13 protein-coding genes and 4 pseudogenes are annotated in these 16,585 nt (G+C 68.1%); 12 read left to right on the forward strand and 5 right to left on the reverse strand.

The features are described 5' to 3' along the window. The first annotated feature begins 27 nt into the window (after positions 1-27). A complete protein-coding gene (locus tag OR16_RS30260; RefSeq protein ID WP_006162476.1) occupies positions 28-714 on the forward strand; it encodes a Fe2+-dependent dioxygenase in 687 nt (228 codons plus the stop codon). A gap of 141 nt (positions 715-855) precedes the next feature. Here the strand turns inward: OR16_RS30260 and OR16_RS30265 are convergent. Then, positions 856-1,661, reverse strand: a pseudogene (locus OR16_RS30265) (LysR family transcriptional regulator). 151 nt (positions 1,662-1,812) lie between these two features. Between OR16_RS30265 and OR16_RS30270 the strand changes: the two are divergent. The 5 genes and pseudogenes from OR16_RS30270 to OR16_RS30290 all read left to right on the forward strand — a co-directional run bounded on the left by OR16_RS30270 (position 1,813) and on the right by OR16_RS30290 (position 7,837). Continuing rightward, complete coding sequence (locus tag OR16_RS30270; RefSeq protein ID WP_006162477.1) at positions 1,813-2,205, forward strand: tautomerase family protein; 393 nt, start codon at positions 1,813-1,815, stop codon at positions 2,203-2,205. 142 nt (positions 2,206-2,347) lie between these two features. Next, positions 2,348-3,739 (forward strand): GntP family permease, encoded by a 1,392-nt coding sequence (locus OR16_RS30275; protein WP_006162478.1) that lies wholly within the window; start codon positions 2,348-2,350, stop codon positions 3,737-3,739. Between the two features lie 132 nt (positions 3,740-3,871). Beyond that, the gene (locus OR16_RS30280; RefSeq protein ID WP_006162479.1) at positions 3,872-4,705 is read left to right on the forward strand and encodes an aldo/keto reductase; all 834 of its coding nucleotides are present in this window, start codon (positions 3,872-3,874) and stop codon (positions 4,703-4,705) included. Between the two features lie 43 nt (positions 4,706-4,748). Continuing rightward, positions 4,749-6,165, forward strand: a pseudogene (locus tag OR16_RS47470) (FAD-containing oxidoreductase). A 25-nt stretch (positions 6,166-6,190) separates the two neighbouring features. Then, the gene (locus tag OR16_RS30290) at positions 6,191-7,837 is read left to right on the forward strand and encodes an MFS transporter (protein WP_006162481.1); all 1,647 of its coding nucleotides are present in this window, start codon (positions 6,191-6,193) and stop codon (positions 7,835-7,837) included. Between the two features lie 69 nt (positions 7,838-7,906). Here OR16_RS30290 and OR16_RS48510 read toward each other — a convergent pair. Beyond that, a pseudogene (locus OR16_RS48510) lies at positions 7,907-8,083 on the reverse strand (DUF6388 family protein); the annotation flags it as partial. A gap of 137 nt (positions 8,084-8,220) precedes the next feature. Next, positions 8,221-8,625 (reverse strand): hypothetical protein, encoded by a 405-nt coding sequence (locus OR16_RS30295; RefSeq protein ID WP_237717281.1) that lies wholly within the window; start codon positions 8,623-8,625, stop codon positions 8,221-8,223. A gap of 310 nt (positions 8,626-8,935) precedes the next feature. Here OR16_RS30295 and OR16_RS30300 point away from each other — a divergent pair, with 310 nt between their 5' ends. Continuing rightward, complete coding sequence (locus OR16_RS30300) at positions 8,936-9,517, forward strand: BPSL1445 family SYLF domain-containing lipoprotein (protein ID WP_006162483.1); 582 nt, start codon at positions 8,936-8,938, stop codon at positions 9,515-9,517. Between the two features lie 182 nt (positions 9,518-9,699). Further along, positions 9,700-10,440, forward strand: coding sequence for a recombination-associated protein RdgC (locus tag OR16_RS30305; RefSeq protein ID WP_006162484.1), 741 nt, complete (start codon positions 9,700-9,702; stop codon positions 10,438-10,440). 48 nt (positions 10,441-10,488) lie between these two features. Here OR16_RS30305 and OR16_RS30310 read toward each other — a convergent pair whose 3' ends face one another. After that, positions 10,489-11,247 (reverse strand): IclR family transcriptional regulator, encoded by a 759-nt coding sequence (locus tag OR16_RS30310; protein WP_006162485.1) that lies wholly within the window; start codon positions 11,245-11,247, stop codon positions 10,489-10,491. Positions 11,248-11,518: 271 nt separating this feature from the next. On the opposite strand from OR16_RS30310, the pseudogene OR16_RS30315 reads away from it, so the two are divergent. Together OR16_RS30315 and OR16_RS30320 are read left to right on the forward strand one after the other, a co-directional pair. Continuing rightward, positions 11,519-12,502: pseudogene (locus OR16_RS30315) on the forward strand (Bug family tripartite tricarboxylate transporter substrate binding protein). A 53-nt stretch (positions 12,503-12,555) separates the two neighbouring features. Then, a complete protein-coding gene (locus tag OR16_RS30320) occupies positions 12,556-14,904 on the forward strand; it encodes a cytochrome P450/oxidoreductase (RefSeq protein ID WP_006162486.1) in 2,349 nt (782 codons plus the stop codon). A gap of 13 nt (positions 14,905-14,917) precedes the next feature. On the opposite strand, the gene OR16_RS30325 is transcribed toward OR16_RS30320, so the two are convergent. Next, a complete protein-coding gene (locus OR16_RS30325; RefSeq protein ID WP_006162487.1) occupies positions 14,918-15,544 on the reverse strand; it encodes a glutathione S-transferase family protein in 627 nt (208 codons plus the stop codon). A 187-nt stretch (positions 15,545-15,731) separates the two neighbouring features. Between OR16_RS30325 and OR16_RS46570 the strand changes: the two genes are divergently transcribed. Further along, the gene (locus tag OR16_RS46570; protein WP_237717282.1) at positions 15,732-16,250 is read left to right on the forward strand and encodes a DUF6597 domain-containing transcriptional factor; all 519 of its coding nucleotides are present in this window, start codon (positions 15,732-15,734) and stop codon (positions 16,248-16,250) included. Then, positions 16,243-16,578, forward strand: coding sequence for a helix-turn-helix transcriptional regulator (locus OR16_RS46575; RefSeq protein ID WP_237717283.1), 336 nt, complete (start codon positions 16,243-16,245; stop codon positions 16,576-16,578). The genes OR16_RS46570 and OR16_RS46575 overlap by 8 nt, the downstream gene beginning before the upstream one ends. Positions 16,579-16,585 lie beyond the last annotated feature (7 nt).

Below are 16,585 nucleotides of genomic sequence, written 5' to 3' on the forward strand. Positions count from 1 at the left end.
CTGCCGCCGAACCCTGTCGAGATCGTCATGCTTGTCTGCATTCCCAAGGTCCTCAACGCGGAGCAGCTTGCCTTGCTGCGCCAGCATCTCGACCAGGCCGGCGCGGCCTGGGTGGATGGCCGCGTATCGGCCGGCTACTCCGGCGCGCCGGTCAAGTTCAACCAGCAGATCGACGAGCGCGCCGAAGTGGCGCAGCAGTGCCAGCACCTGATCCTTGGCATGCTCGAGCGCAATCCGCTGTTCATCAGCGCGGCGCTGCCCAATATCGTCTACCCGCCGATGTTCAACCGCTACAGCGAGGGCATGACCTTCGGCGCCCATGTGGACGGCAGCGTGCGCATTCATCCGCACAATGGCCGCAAGCTGCGCACCGATATCTCGGCCACGCTCTTCCTCAGCGACCCCGCCAGCTATGACGGCGGCGAGCTGCAGGTGGAAGACACCTACGGCACCCACAGCGTCAAGCTGGAAGCCGGCGACATGGTGATCTATCCCGCCACCAGCCTGCACCAGGTCACGCCGATCACGCGCGGCACGCGTGTGGCAAGCTTCTTCTGGATCCAGAGCCTGGTGCGCGACGATGCGCAGCGCGCGCTGCTGTTCGACCTCGACAACGCCATCCAGAAACTCAACCAGACCGGCGCCGACGATGGCGCGCGGCGCTCGCTGGTAGGTTGCTATCACAACCTCCTGCGGCAGTGGACCGAGACCTGAAGAGGACGAGTCAATCTGCTGTGCGGCTCAAGTGCGGCCCTGTGCGGCCCTGTGCGGCCCTGTGCGGCCCACGTACGGCCCACGTACGGCCCGCTTACGGCCCATGTACGGCCGTGGCAGGCGGAAACCGGCACCGTGCGCTCATGCAAGCTGCTCCGCCAGCGCGGCCCTGACCTTGCCGACCAGTGCCGCCTCCCCGGCCCGGGCAGGCAGCAGGAAGAATTCCGCCGTGGGCAAGGCCGGCAGCTTGAGCCTGGCCTGCGTAGCCGCATCGATCCGCGCCACGCCCGGCCCGATCGCCGACTCGTTCAGGCACGAGATGCCAAGCCCGGCAGCCAGCGCCAGATGCAGGCCAGCGACGCCCGAGGCGGAATGGGCAATCACGTGGTCCAGGCGCCGTCGCCGCAGCGTCTGCACCACGTACTGGTGCAACGAACAGGTATCGGGCAGCAGCACCAGCGGCAGCGGGCCGCTCACGCGCTCCGCCTCGCCTTGCGCCGCGACCCAGGCCAGCGCCTCGCGGCGCAGCACGGTGCCACGCGCGCCCTTGGTGCCAGCCTGCTGGCCGCCTCCCTTTCCCGGCAACCGCATCGACAAGCCGATATCGAAATCATCGGTGTGCATCCCCGCATCGATGACGCTGCTTTTCGTCACCTGTACGTGCAGCCGGAGGTAGGGATAGCGCTCACGCAGCCCGCGCAGCATGCCGGCGATCTCGCCCGGGCGGAAGTAGTCCGTCACCGCGAGCCGCAGCTCGCCATCCAGCGTGTGGCCGCGCAAGTCTTGCAGTGCCAGTTCAGCGGCACGCCGGCGCGCTCTTCCAGCTTACGCAGTTGCTCGCTGACCGAGGACTGCGAGAGGAACAGCCGAGGCGCCGCCGCGGACAGGCTGCCGGCGTCCGCCACGGTCACGAACGTGCGTAGCTGGTCGAGTTCAAGTGCGCGCATGGCAGGCCCCCATCATGTTTCGGTATTTACGATGGATAGTATCGCAAATTCCCGTTTTTCCGATGGAATGAAAGGGCCTAGACTGGCATCACTTACCCGCTGAAGCAAACCTAGCCAATCCGGTGAAACCGCAAGAACAAAGGAGTCCGCCATGCCCCACATCAACCTGCAGATCTCCGGCAAGCCCGATGCGTTGCTGACCCGCCGCAGCGCCGCCGCCGTGGCCGAACTGACCCAGCGCGTGCTGGGCAAAAGGCCGGAGGTCACCGTCGTGTCCGTGCAGTACATCGACCACGACGCCTGGATCATCGGCGGCCAACCGCTCTCGGAGTTGGGCCGCAACGCCTTCCACCTCGACATCAGCGTGACGGACGAAACCAACACCAAGGCTGAGAAAGCGCAGTACCTGAAGGCCGTGTTCGAGACCCTCTCGGAGCTGATCGGCAACGTGCATCCGGTTTCATACATCCACGTGGTGGATGCGCGCGCCGCCACCTACGGCTATGGCGGCCTGTCGCAGGAGTACCGCTACCACCACGGCTGAGCCGAGGCCACGGGCGACGGCAACAGACCCGCCTTTGAGGCAGGACATTGTCGCGGCGCAGCAAGCTGTGGCAAAGTCGGCTCCTGATCTGCCGCGCGGCGCCACGAGCGCCGCGCACGGCAGAAAACCACTAGGAGAACCGATGTCCTTCCTGATCGTCCTGGCCGCCCTGGCATTCCTGATGTTTGCCGCCTACCGCGGCTACAGCGTCATCCTCTTCGCCCCGGTGGCCGCGCTCGGCGCCGTCTTGCTGACCGAGCCGGCCGCCGTGGCGCCGGTCTTCTCCGGTATCTTCATGGAGAAGATGGTCGGCTTCGTCAAACTGTATTTCCCGGTTTTCCTGCTGGGCGCCGTGTTCGGCAAGGTGATCGAGCTGTCGGGCTTCTCCGAGTCCATCGTGGCCGCCGCCATCCGCTATATTGGCCGCTCGCGTGCCAATGCGGTGATCGTCACGGTTTGCGCGCTGCTGACCTATGGCGGCGTCTCGCTGTTCGTGGTGGTGTTCGCCGTCTATCCCTTCGCGGCGGAGCTTTACCGGCAGAGCAATATCCCCAAGCGCCTGATGCCGGGCGCGATCGCGCTGGGCGCGTTCTCGTTCACCATGGATTCGCTGCCGGGCACGCCGCAGATCCAGAACATCATCCCCACCACCTTCTTCAAGACCACGACCTGGGCGGCGCCGGTGCTGGGCCTGCTGGGCTCGCTGTTCATCATCGGGGTGGGCCTGTCCTACCTGGAGTGGCGCCGCCGCGCGGCCATGGCGCGTGGCGAGGGCTACGGCACTGCATTGCGCAACGAGCCCGAACGCAGCCAGACCGGCCACCTGCCGCACCCGGCGCTGGCACTGCTGCCGCTGGTGGTGGTGGGCGTGGCCAACTTCGTCTTCACGCGCATGATTCCGCAGTGGTACGGCAGCAGCTATAGCGTGTCGCTGCCCGGGCTGGCCAAGCCCGTGCAGACGCAGATCGCCACCGTGACCGCGATCTGGGCGGTGGAGGCGGCGTTGCTGCTGGGCATCGTGGTGGTGCTGGCGACCGCGTTCGGCGCGGTGCGCGAGCGCTTTGCCGAGGGCAGCAAGAGCGCCATCGGCGGCGCGCTGCTGGCTGCCATGAATACGGCCTCCGAGTATGGCTTCGGTGGCGTGATCGCCGCCCTGCCCGGCTTCCTGGTAGTCAGCGATGCGCTCAAGAGCATCCCCAACCCTCTGGTCAATGCTGCCGTATCTGTCAGCACGCTGGCGGGCATCACGGGCTCGGCCTCCGGCGGCATGAGCATCGCCCTGGCGGCGATGTCGGACACCTTCATCCACGGCGCCCTGGCCGCCGGCATCCCGCTCGACGTACTGCACCGCGTGGTGTCGATGGCCAGCGGTGGCATGGATACGCTGCCGCACAACGGCGCGGTGATCACCTTGCTGGCGGTGACCGGCCTGACGCACCGGGAGTCCTACCGCGACATTTTCGCGGTGACCGCCATCAAGACACTGGCCGTGTTCTTCGTGATCACGGCCTACTACGTGACCGGCCTGGTCTGAATCCGGCTGCGCGCGCCGCACCTTGTGGATCGCGCCGTCGTTACCTAGTGTGAGTGGGTGGCGGACGGCGCGTATATGCTTTATGCAGAACATGGCGGCTACCCCACCCTGCACTTCCCACCGGAACACCGCATGAAAACCGTGAGTCTGCCCGGCGGCGAAAACGTTGCCGCGCTCGGCATGGGCACCTGGAACATGGGCGATACCCCAGCCGCGCGCGCGGAAGAGCTAGCCACGCTGCGCCTCGGGCTGGACCTGGGCCTGACCCTGATCGACACCGCCGAGATGTACGGCGATGGCCGCTCCGAGGAACTGGTCGGCGAAGCCATCGCCGGTCGGCGCGACGAGGTCTTCCTGGTCAGCAAGGTGTACCCGCACAACGCCGGGCGTACCAGCGCGGTGGCCGCCTGCGAGCGCAGCCTGCGCCGCCTGGGCACCGACCGCCTCGACCTGTACCTGCTGCACTGGCGCGGCGGCGTGCCGTTGGCGGAGACCATGGAAGCCTTCATGGCGCTGCGCAAGGCGGGCAAGATCCGGCACTTCGGCGTGAGCAACCTCGACCTGGACGATATGCGCGCGCTGTGGCGCGTGCCCGGCGGCAAGGAGGTGGCGGCCAACCAGTTGCTCTACAACCTCACGCGGCGCGGCATCGAATGGGACTTGCTGCCCTGGCTGCGCGAGCATGGCGTTGCCCTGATGGCCTACTCGCCGATCGAGCAAGCCACGCTGCTGCGCAATCCCCGGCTTGCCCGCTTTGCCCGGACGCATGGCATCAGCCCGGTGCAGGCGGCGCTGGGCTGGCTGCTGGCGCAGCAGGGTGTCATCGCGATCCCCAAGACCAGCCACCGCGAGCGCCTGCGCGAGAACCACGGCGCGCTCGCGCTGCGACTCTCCACGCAGCAACTGGCCGAGCTGGACGCTGCCTTCCAGCCACCGGACGGCCCGCGCCCGCTGGCGATGCTGTGATGTTGTGATGCCCTGATGTTGTGATACCCAGGAGCCCCCCGCCATGACCCTCGACTACGACGCCATCATCATCGGCACCGGCCAGGCCGGCCCCCCGCTGGCGGCGCGCCTGAGCGCTGCCGGCCAGAAGGTCGCGGTGATCGAGCGCCAGTCGTTCGGGGGGACCTGCGTCAACACCGGCTGCATTCCCACCAAGACCATGGTGGCGAGCGCCTACGCGGCTAACCTGGCCCGGCGCGGCGCCGAGTATGGCGTGGTGCCCACCGGGCCGGTGACGGTGGATATGGCTCGCGTCAAGGCGCGCAAGGACGGCGTCGTCGGCAAATCCACGCACGGCGTGGAAACGTGGGTGCGCACGCTGGAACACGGCACGGTCCATCTCGGCCACGCTCGCTTTGAGGGGCCGGACACCGTGCGCGTGAATGACACCCTGCTGCGGGCCGGCAAGATCTTCATCAACGTCGGCGGGCGCGCCGCCGCGCCGCCGATGCCCGGGCTGGAACAGGTGGACTACCTGACCAACGCCGGGATGATGCGCATGGGCACGCTGCCGCGGCACCTGCTGGTGGTGGGCGGCAGCTATATTGGGCTGGAGTTCGGCCAGATGTTTCGCCGCTTCGGCAGCGAGGTCACGATCGTGCAGCGCGGCCCGCGCCTGATCGAGCGGGAGGATCCCGATGTGTCCGACGCCGTGCGCGACATCCTCGCCGCCGAGGGTGTCGGGCTGCGCCTCGACGCCGAGTGCATCGCGCTGGAGCAGCGCGGCGCCGAGGTCGTGGTGAAGATGGATTGCGCGCGAGGCGCGCCCGAGATCGTCGGCTCGCACGTGCTGCTGGCGGGCGGTAGGACGGCGGCCCAATACCGACGACCTTGGCCTCGACCGCGCCGGGGTCGCCGTGGATGCGCGCGGCTATATCCAGGTAGACGAACAGTTGCGCACCAATGTGCCCGGCATCTGGGCCATGGGCGACTGCAACGGCCGCGGCGCCTTTACCCATACCGCCTACAACGATTTCGAGATCGTCGCCGCCAACCTGCTGGACGCGGCATCCGGCGAGCCGCCCCGCACGGTCGGCGACCGCATCCCCGCCTATGCGCTCTACACCGACCCACCGCTGGGGCGCGTGGGCATGAACGAGGCCGAGGCGCGCCAGTCCGGGCGCAATGTGCTGGTCGGCATGCGGCCGATGACGCGGGTGGGCCGCGCAGTGGAAAAAGGCGAGACGCAAGGCTTCATGAAGATCCTGGTGGATGCCGACAGCCGCGAGATCCTTGGCGCGGCGGTCCTCGGCGTGGGCGGCGACGAGGTGATCCATTGCATCCTGGACGCGATGTATGCCTGTGCGCCGTACACGGTGATCCAGCGCGCCATGCATATCCACCCCACGGTGTCCGAGCTGATCCCGACCATGCTGGGCGAGCTGCATCCGCTGGCGCCGGCCGGCCCGGCGGCAGCGTGACAGGCCCGCGCAGCCAGCGCTGAACATGTCCGACACGCCGCTGGCCCGCAGCCCGCGCGACGACGCAACGCTGCCGGGCGGCCCCGGCGGGCCACCCTGCGCCAGGGCCGACGAGCCGTGGGTGCTGGCCGCCACCATCCTGGCGTCCAGCATGGCCTTTATCGATGGCACCGTGGTCAACGTGGCCCTGCCCGCGCTGCAAAAGGATTTCGACGCGAGCCTGAGCGGCATGCAGTGGGCGGTGGAGGCCTATGCGTTGTTGCTGGCGGCCTTGCTGCTGGTAGGCGGTGCCTCCGGCGACCGCTTTGGCCGCCGCCGCGTCTTCGCGCTAGGCGTGGCGATGTTCGCGGCCAGTTCGGCATGGTGTGGCCTGGCGGGCAACATCGGCCACCTGGTCGCGGCGCGGGCGCTGCAGGGCGTGGGCGCGGCGCTGCTGGTGCCGGGCAGCCTGGCGCTGCTGTCAGCGTCGTTCGAGGCGAGCCGGCGCGGCAAGGCCATCGGCACCTGGTCCGGGGCCACCGCCATGACCACCGCGCTCGGGCCCGTGGTGGGCGGCTGGCTGATCGAGCATTTGTCGTGGCGTGCGGCCTTCCTGGTCAACCTGCCGCTGGCGGCGGCGGTGTTGGCCATCGTGTGCTGGCGCGTGCCGGAAAGCCGCGCGCCGCGGCGGCCCGGAGGACTCGACTGGCCCGGCAGCCTGCTCGCCGCGCTGGGGCTGGGCGGCCTGGTCTATGGCCTGATCGAGTCGCCGGCGCTGGGCTGGGGCCACGCAGCCGTGTGGATGCCGGTGGCCGCCGGCCTCGTTGCGCTTGGCCTGTTCGTGCTGGTGGAGGCGCGCGTGCCCAACCCGGTCATGCCCCCCGCGCTATTCCGCTCGCGCGCCTTCCTGGGCGCCAACCTGCTCACCTTGCTGCTTTACGCGGCGCTTGGCGGCGGCCTGTTCTTTTTCCCGCTCAACCTGATCCAGGTGCAGGGCTATTCGTCGACGGAGGCCGGCGCGGCCCTGCTGCCGTTCATCCTGCTGATGTTCCTGCTGTCCGGCTGGGCCGGCGGGCTGGTGGACCGGCATGGCGCGCGCAAGCCGCTGATCGTGGGGCCGTTGGTTGCGGCAGCGGGCTTCGCGCTGTTTGCGCTGCCCGCTGCCGGCGCCAGCGGCGGCAGCGGCGGCAGCTACTGGCTGACGTTCTTTCCCGCGGTGCTGGTGCTCGGCGCGGGCATGACGATCAGCGTGGCGCCGCTGACCACCACGGTCATGAACGCGGTGCCGCCGGACTCGGCCGGCACGGCGTCCGGCATCAACAACGCGGCGGCGCGCGTGGCCACGCTGCTGGCGATTGCCGTGCTGGGGATTGTCATGGTGCGCGTGTTCGACTACCGGCTGGACCGCTCGCTGGGCCAGTCGGTGGCGAGCGGCGCGGTGCCGGCACAGGTAGCGCGGTCCGTGCAGGCGCAACGCGCGAAGCTCGCCGCCATCGCGCTGCCTGCGGCCACTGACCCACAGGTGAAAGCGGCCGTCCGGCAAGCGGTGGCCGGCGCCTTCGTGGCGGGCTTTCGCTCGGTCATGCTGCTGTCGGCGCTGCTGGCTGCCGGCGGGGCAGCATGCGCCTGGGCTTTCCTCAGCCCTCGGCGCGGCAAGACCGGCACCGGGACGCCGAGCAGCTCGCGCTTCTAGCGCCGGGGGCGCCGGCGCTGCGCGCTCGCCCAGGTACACCAGCAGCAGTTCGTCGACGGTGAGGCGCCGCAGCCTGGCTTCGCGGCCAATGGCGCGCTCCAGCTCCGAGCGCTGGAAGGCCTCCACGCTCATGCCGACAGCGCGCGCGTGGCGCTCGGTGATGACCTTGAGCAGTGCCACCACTTCGGGGTTGTCGGCGAGGAAACGCTCATGGGCAAGTTGCAAGCGTTCGGGGGAAAGAGTCATGGGGAGGGGACCGCATCAACATTAAGGTGGGTGGGGCGCGACGGGCCTTGCAGGCGCAAGCGAGGCTGTAATGCGCGCCGGCGCCCGCGCATTACACCACAGCCGTGGCGCAGGCCCCAACCGCGGGCATCCCCGCGCTAGTGCAGCTTGGCGACATAGCGCTCCCGCTCGATGTGGCGGACCAGGTAGTTGCGGGTTTTGGCTTCGGTATCCTGGCTCACGCGAGCGGCGGCCTGGCGTGCCCCATCGCGGCCATGCGAGGACACCATCTGGGCGTCCAGGTAATCGCGAAACGCCGCGCGCATGGCATCGAGCCGAGGCTGGCACGCCTTGAGCGCCGCGCTGGCGAGATCCTGCGCAGAGGCGCTGCTGGCCATGCCGGCATCGGCCTGGTCCTTGGCGCACGTGGTGTAGGCGGCGCGTATCGATTGCCACTGCTCGTTGGCGTCACTGACAGCTTGCGGATCGGCGGGCGCACGCGAGGCGCAGGCTGCTGCCAGCAGCGCGGCCGGGATGAGAGCGAGAACGGATTTCAATTTCATGTTGCGTGGACCGGCGGCACGCGGCGAGGTTCCCGCGCTGTGTGCGACACCTGGCAAACCCCGAGCCGCCATGTAGGACAGCCACGCTGCAAAAATGCAGCCCTCGTCCTACAGCTTTCCCCGGACGGGTTTTGTATATTTCTACAGAAACGGGGAAAAAGTTCAAGGGCATTCCGGGCAAACCCCGATAACCCGGCCAGCTGCATGATTTCACGTTTATACAAGTGCTGACTACGCCTATCCTTGAGCACAGGGAGCGGTTAACCGGGGTAGCAATGCAGTGTGAGGCAAAACAATCAGGAGAGTAAGCATGGAACGCAGATCGTTTTTGACGGTTGGGGCTGGACTGGTGCTGGCAAGCGCGGGCCTGGGGCTGGGTGCCTGTACCACCACGCCCAGCACGCCCACCGACAAGTCCGCCAAGCGCCGGGAAATCGACAGTGGCGTCGACGGCGCCCTCAACAAGCTGTACACCTCGGTGAGCGGCTCGCGCGAGCTGGCTAACCGGGCACGCGGCATCCTGGTCTTCCCCAACACGCTCTCGGCGGGCTTCGTCGTCGGCGGCGAGTATGGTGACGGCGCGCTGCGCGCCGGCGCCACCACCCGCGGCTATTACCGCATCGTCTCGGGCTCGGTCGGCTGGCAAATCGGCGCGCAATCCAAGGCCATCGTCCTGATGTTCCTTACCCAGGACGCGCTTGACAAGTTCGTCGCCAGCCAGGGCTGGACAGCCGGCGTGGACGCCACCGTGGCGCTGGCCAAGATCGGCGCGAACGGTGTGCTGGACACCAATACTGCCCAGCAACCAATCGTCGGCTTCGTGGTGACCAACGCAGGCTTGATGGCAGGCCTGTCGCTGGAAGGCTCGAAGATCACCAGGCTGGATATCTAAAGCCGCGCAGGGCGCCTGCGGCGCTCGCACTTGGGCCGGGTTGCGCTTTCGCAACCCGGCCCAGGTCGCTTCCCGGCCGTTTCCCCGCCGTTTCCCGTTTCCCGTTTCCCACACACACTCACGCATTGTTACCGCATGCGCCACGCTAACCGGCTAGAATCCGTCCCTTTGGCCGAATTCACATGTGGTTCAAGAATCTCCAGCTGCACCGTCTGTCCGCACCGTGGTCCCTCGCCGCCGAAGAGGTCGAGGCATGCCTGGCGCGCCACGCATTCTTCCCCGGCACCAGCCTGGAGATGCAAACCCAGGGCTGGGCCTCGCCGCGTGACAACGGCGCGCTCGTCCACCAGGTCGGCAAGCAGTTGCTGCTGACCATGCGCACCGAAAAGAAGCTGCTGCCGTCCACGGTGGTCAACCAGGTCACCAAGGCGCGCGCCGTCGAACTGGAAGAGCAGCAAGGCTTCAAGCCGGGCCGCAAGCAGATGCGCGAGCTCAAGGAGCAGATCACCGAAGAACTGCTGCCGCGCGCATTCAGCATCCGCCGCGACACCCGGGTGTGGATCGACCCGGTCAACGGCTGGCTCGCCATCGACGCCGCCGCCCCGGCCAAGGCCGATGAGGTGCGCGGCCTGCTGTTCAAGGCCATTCATCCGCTGGATGCCGAGGACCTGCGCCGCCACATTGCCGCCGGCAAGCGCTGCACGCGCCTGGCGATGACCTGGAACGACCGCGTGTCCTTCGTGCTGACCGAGTCGCTGACCATCAAGCGCGTGGCGCCGCTGGACGTGATCAAGGAGCAGGCCGACCCGAGCGCCCGCGATGATGAAGAACGCTTCGACGGCGACTTCACCATGATGGCCGGCGAACTGGCCAACCTGCTGTCGGACTTGACGGCTGCGCTTGGCGGCGAACGCAAGCTGTAAGCCAGGCCATCGGGCGGGCCGGCTGGCCCGGCCCGGCTTGGCCTGGATTCAAGCGGCGCCACCGCCAGGCGGCGCCGCGGCGTAGCCGAGCAACCCGCTGGCGACCCGCGCCTCATGGCGCACGGCCACCGCGATCGGCCCGTCCATGGACGCGTCGAAGCCGCCGGTGGCGCCCAGCGCCGTGAGCACCGCGCAGATGCGCCCGGTGTAGTCGTATAGCGGCGCCGCCACCGCGCTGATTCCCTTCAGGTTGGTATCGCGCACCACCGCGCACCCGGCGGCCTGCACTTCGCGCCGCAGCGCGCCGATGGGGTCATCGCGATCCAGTTGCGCGCGCAGGTCCGCTGGTGCCGCCGCGAGTTCTTCTTGCGCCATTGCGCGCACGCGCGGCTCGTCCAGCAAGCCCAGCAGCGCGCGGCCCGTGGCCGACCACAGCATCGACAGCACCGACCCCACCCGCACATTGACCGTCACGGGCAACCCCGGCTCCTCGAAGCGCACGATGGTCGGACCCTTGTTGCCCATCACAGCCACAAAGCAAGTGACGTCCAGGCGCTCGCGCAGGCGGATCAGCGACGGCTCGGCGATGCGGATCGGATCGACCTGCCGCATCGCCGCCAGCCCGATCAGCATGGCCTCCACGCCCAGGAAATATTGCTGCGACACCGACTCCTGTGCCACCAGCCCTTCGTCGATCAGGCTGGCCAAGTAGCGGTGCACCTTGGCCGGGCTCTCGCCGATGCGCGTGGCCAACGCGGTCAGGCTGGCGCGCCCGCCCAGGTTGGCCAGTCCCTTGAGCACCGTCATGCCGGTCTGCGCCGATTGCACGCGCTGGCGGCGCTCGCGCGCCGGGGGCTCTGTGGGCGTTGCTGTCTCGGCTGGGTCGCTTGGGTCGCTTGGGTCGCTTGGGTCGATTCGTGTCTTCATGGGCGGAGATTCTAGTGCCGTGCAACGCGCGGCGGCATCAAACCCACGTTAACCCGTATCGCCATATTACGCAATGCGTATATCATTTACGCATAACGACACCGGGGAGCGCCACGCCTCAACCGGCATCAAAACGGGAACAGGAGACAAGATGATCACCATCCGCACATGCATCGCCGCAGGCCTGGGCCTCGCCGCCATTCCCCTGCTGGCGGTCACCGCTGCCGCCGAGCCGGCCTTCCCCGCCAAGCCGGTGCGCTGGATCGTGCCCTACGCCGCCGGTGGCGGCTCGGACTTCCTGGCGCGCTCCATCGGCCAGGCGCTCTCGGCCCGGCTGGGCCAGCCCGTGCTGGTGGACAACAAGCCCGGTGGCAATACCGCGATCGGCGCGGCGGAAACCGCGCGTGCGCCGGCGGACGGCTACACGGTGCTGTCGGCGGACAACGGCACGCTGGTGTTCAACCCCGCGTTGTACAAGACCCTTTCCTACAACCCGGCCAAGGACCTGGCGCCGGTCACCCTGCTGGGCCGCTTCCCGATGATCCTGGTGGTCGGCCCGGGCATGAACGTCAACACGGTGCAGGAATTCATCGCCCGCGCCAAGTCCAGGCCGGGCGGCATCGACTACGCTCGGCCGGCGCCGGCAGCCCGCACCATCTCGCCATGGAGCTGCTCAAGGTGGAAGCCGGATTGAACATGGTCCACGCGCCCCTATCGCGGCGCGGCGCCCGCGCTGGCCGATGTGGCCGGCGGGCAGGTCCCGGCGATGATGGTCGACCTGGCCGCGGGTGCGGGTTTCATCAAGGGCGGCAAGGTCAAGGCGCTGGCCGTGGCCAACCCGACCCGCCTGCCCCAGTTGCCGGACGTGCCGACCTTTGCCGAGGTGGGCTACAAGAACGTGGAAGCCGCCGCGCTGGTGGGCATGGTGGTACCCGCCGCCACGCCGCCGGAAATCGTCGCCACGCTGAACAAGCAGGTGGTGGCCGCCATCAAGGAACCCGCCGTCAACAAGCGGCTGGTGGATTTCGGCGTGGAGCCCGTGGGCAGCACGCCCGCGCAATACGCCGAGCTGCTGCGCAGCGAGACCACGCGCTGGCACAAGCTGATTCGCGACCTGAAGATCACGCTGGAGTAATCGCGGCGCACCGCACCGCCCCCCCCCGCAAACGAGAACACGGAGCAACAAGCATGGCCAACGCCACCCCCAACCCAGCCGCCTCGGGATGTCCCGTTGACCATAGCTTGCTGACGGCGCAGCGCTCGCCCACCGGCTGCCCGGTCAGCCAGGGTGCCGCCAGCTTCGATCCCTTCGAGGATGGCTACCAGCAGGACCCGCCCGAATACGTGCGCTGGGCGCGCGAGCAGGAGCCGGTTTTTTACAGCCCCAAGCTGGGCTACTGGGTGGTGACGCGCTACGACGACATCAAGGCGATCTTCCGCGACAACCTCACCTTCAGCCCATCCATCGCGCTGGAAAAGATCACGCCGACCGGGCCGCAGGCCAACGCCGTGCTGGCGTCCTACGGCTATGCGATGAATCGCACGCTGGTCAACGAAGACGAGCCCGCGCACATGCCGCGCCGCCGCGTGCTGATGGCACCGTTCACGCCGGAAGAACTCAAGCATCACGAGCCCATGGTGCGCAAGCTCGCGCGCGAGTACGTCGACCGCTTTGTCGACGACGGCCGCGCCGACCTGGTCGACCAGATGCTGTGGGAAGTGCCGCTGACCGTGGCGCTGCATTTTCTTGGCGTGCCCGAGGAAGACATGGACCTGCTGCGCAAATACTCCATCGCGCACACCGTCAATACGTGGGGCCGGCCAAGACCGGAGGAACAGGTCGAAGTCGCGCATGCCGTGGGCAACTTCTGGCAACTGGCCGGCAAGATCCTCGACAAGATGCGGCAGGACCCGTCCGGCCCGGGCTGGATGCGCTACGGCATCCGCAAGCAAGTGGAGTATCCGGAGATCGTCACCGACTCTTACCTGCACTCGATGATGATGGCCGGCATCGTCGCCGCGCATGAGACCACGGCCAACGCCACGGCCAATGCCATGAAGCTGCTGCTGCAGCATCCGCGCGCCTGGCAGGAAATCTGCGAAGACCCTGGCCTGATCCCCAACGCGGTGGAAGAATGCCTGCGGCACAACGGCTCGGTGGCGGCCTGGCGGCGCCTGGCCACGCGCGACGTACAGGTGGGACTTGTCGCGATCCCCGCCGGCGCCAAGCTGCTGATCGTGACGTCCTCGGCCAATCACGACGAGCGGCACTTCGCCGATGCGGATCTCTTCGACATCCGCCGCGAGAACGCCAGCGACCAGCTCACCTTTGGCTACGGCTCTCACCAGTGCATGGGCAAGAACCTCGCGCGCATGGAGATGCAGGTCTTCCTGGAGGAGCTCACGCGGCGCCTGCCTCATATGCGCCTGGCGCAGCAACGGTTCAGCTATGTCCCCAACACCTCGTTCCGCGGGCCCGAGCACGTGTGGGTGGAATGGGACCCCAGGCAAAACCCCGAGCGCGCCAACCCCGCGCTGCTGGATGTTCAGGTGCCGGTGCGCATCGGCGAGCCCGCCGGGCACGCGATCGGCCGGCCGGTGGTGGTGGCCAGCGCGACCCGCGCGGCCGAGGGCATCGTGCGGCTGCGGCTGGTGGCGCCCGATGGCCAGCCGATGCCGCGCTGGGCGCCGGGCGCGCACATCGACGTGGAATGCGGCGACACCGGTCTGTCGCGGCAGTATTCGCTATGCGGCGACCCGGACGACAGCGGCACGCTGGAGATCGCCGTGCTGCGTGAAGCGCAAGGCCGCGGCGGCTCCGCGTGGGTCCATGATGGCGTCAAGGCCGGCGACCGGCTGAAGATCCGCGGCCCGCGCAATCACTTCCGCCTGGATGAGACCGCGGGCAAGCTGATCCTGATCGCCGGGGGCATCGGCATCACGCCCGTCAGCGCCATGGCCCGGCGCGCAAAGGCGCTCGGCATGGACTATGCCTTGCACTACAGCGGACGCTCGCGCGCGTCCATGGCGCTGCTCGACGAACTCATCGCGCTGCATGGCGATCGCCTGCACATCTACGCCAAGGATGAAGGGCGCCGCAACGATTTCACCAACCTGCTGGGGCGGCCCGAAGCGCAGACGCAGATCTACGCCTGCGGCCCCGCGCGCATGCTTGAAGCGCTGCGGCAGACCTGCGCCGGCTGGCCCGACGACGCGCTGCGCATCGAGCATTTCGAATCGGTGCTGGCCACGCGGGATCCCGGCCAGGAAGAAGCGTTCGAAGCCGAGCTGAAGGACTCCGGCATCGTCGTCACGGTCGCGCCGGGCCAGACGCTGCTGGCCGCGCTGCGCGCCGCCAACATCGACATGCAGAGCGATTGCGAGGAAGGCCTGTGCGGCTCCTGCGAGGTGCGCGTGCTGGCCGGCGAGGTCGATCACCGCGACGTGGTGCTCACGCGCGCGGAGCGCGAGGCCAACACCAAGATGATGACCTGCTGCTCCCGCGCGAAGTGCCAGCGGATTGTGCTGGAGCTATGAGCGCGGCCGGTGCTCAGCCGCCCTGCCCTGCCACCAGCTTCGCATCGATGGCGCGCGCCCGCGCCACCGCCGGGCGCGCGTTGACGCGGTCGATATAGGCCTGCACCACCGGCGTCGCCTCGACCAGCTTGAACATGGTGGTCCAGGTCAGCGCGGTGCCCCACAGCACGTCGGCGGCGGTGAAGGTGTCACCCAGCAGGTAGGGGCCCTTTTCCAGCTGGCCCAGCAGCGTGCCGATGGTCGTGTCGTAATCCCCGTAGGGGCACATCGCGCGCGGCGTCTCGCGCTGCTGCGAGCGGTCGACCAGCGCCGGCTCGAAGCAGGAGCCATAGAACGCCATCCAGCGCAGGTAGGGCCCGCGCAGTGGATCGGTCAGCGCAGGCGCCAGCTTTGCTTGCGGGAACAGGTCGGCCAGGAAGATGAACACGGCAACCTGCTCCGTCACCAGCGCATCGCCATAGCGGATTGCCGGCACCTTGCCCATTGGATTGATGGCGAGGTAAGCCGGCTCGCGCTGCTCGCCGGCCTTCATGTCGAGGGTATGCAGACGATACGGCACGCCCAGTTCCTCGAGCAGGGTCAGCGCGCCGGTGGAACGCGTGTTGGGTGAATGGAACAGGGTGAGTTCAGGTTGGGACATTGCGTTGGCTCCGGGGGGAAAAGGGAATCGTGCAACTCTGGACGAACGGCATGGCTATCGCCTCGCTAATGGCAGCCGCCTGTGTAACGGGCTTCTGGCATGGTTGTCTCCGATAGAATCGAATCGAATCGGATCAAATCGCTGTTCGTTGTTTGCTGCCGAAGCCATCAGTTTTACACCGTTCCCCATGTCCCGATTGGAAAAACGCGACACGCACGCGCCCGTTACCGCCGACCCCAAGGGCATCGTCGACCCGCTCGGCACGCAGCGGCGCATCCGGCTCGGCCGCTACCTGCCGTCGGCTACGCTGGCGCCCTTTGTCGAGCACTACTGGATCGTCGCATGGGACCTGTCAGGCCAGCTGCCGGAGGTACAACGCGTGCTGCCCTACCCCAACGCCAACCTGGTGTTCGAGCGCGGCCAGACAGCCCTGTTCGGGGTGGTGCGCGGGGTCTTCGATCGCAAGCTGGAAGGCACGGGCCATGTACTCGGCGTGCGCTATCGCGTGGGCGGCCTGCGCCCTTTGCTCGATGAGCCGATGTCCGCGCTGACCGATGCCACGCGGCCGGCACGCCCTTTGCTGCGGTGCGACGAAGCGCGCGCGGAAGCGTTGGTGCTGGATGCCGGCAGCGACGAGGCCATGGTTAGCGCCGCGGAATCCCTGCTCTGCGGCGCACTGCCTGCGCCCGACCCCCACGGTGGCTGAGCTGCAAGGCGTGATGGCGCACGCCGCCAGCGCGGATGGGCCGGCCAGCGTGGAAGCGTTGGCCCAATACGCGGGCATGGGCGTGCGGGCGCTGCAGCGCATGTTCCAGGAATACGTCGGTGTGGCGCCCAAATGGGTGCTGCGCCGCTACCGCCTGCAAGAGGCCGCATGGCGGCTGGCGCGCGGCGAGCCGGTCGGGCTGGCCCGGCTCGCCGCGGAGCTGGGTTATTTCGACCAGGCCCACCTCACGCGCGACTTTACGCGCCTGGTCGGCATTTCACCGGGGGACTACCAGCGCTCGCAACAGGAACCTGACAGCCGGCGCTGAACGGTAG

The organism is Cupriavidus basilensis OR16, assembly GCF_000243095.1.
GTDB lineage: Bacteria > Pseudomonadota > Gammaproteobacteria > Burkholderiales > Burkholderiaceae > Cupriavidus > Cupriavidus basilensis_D.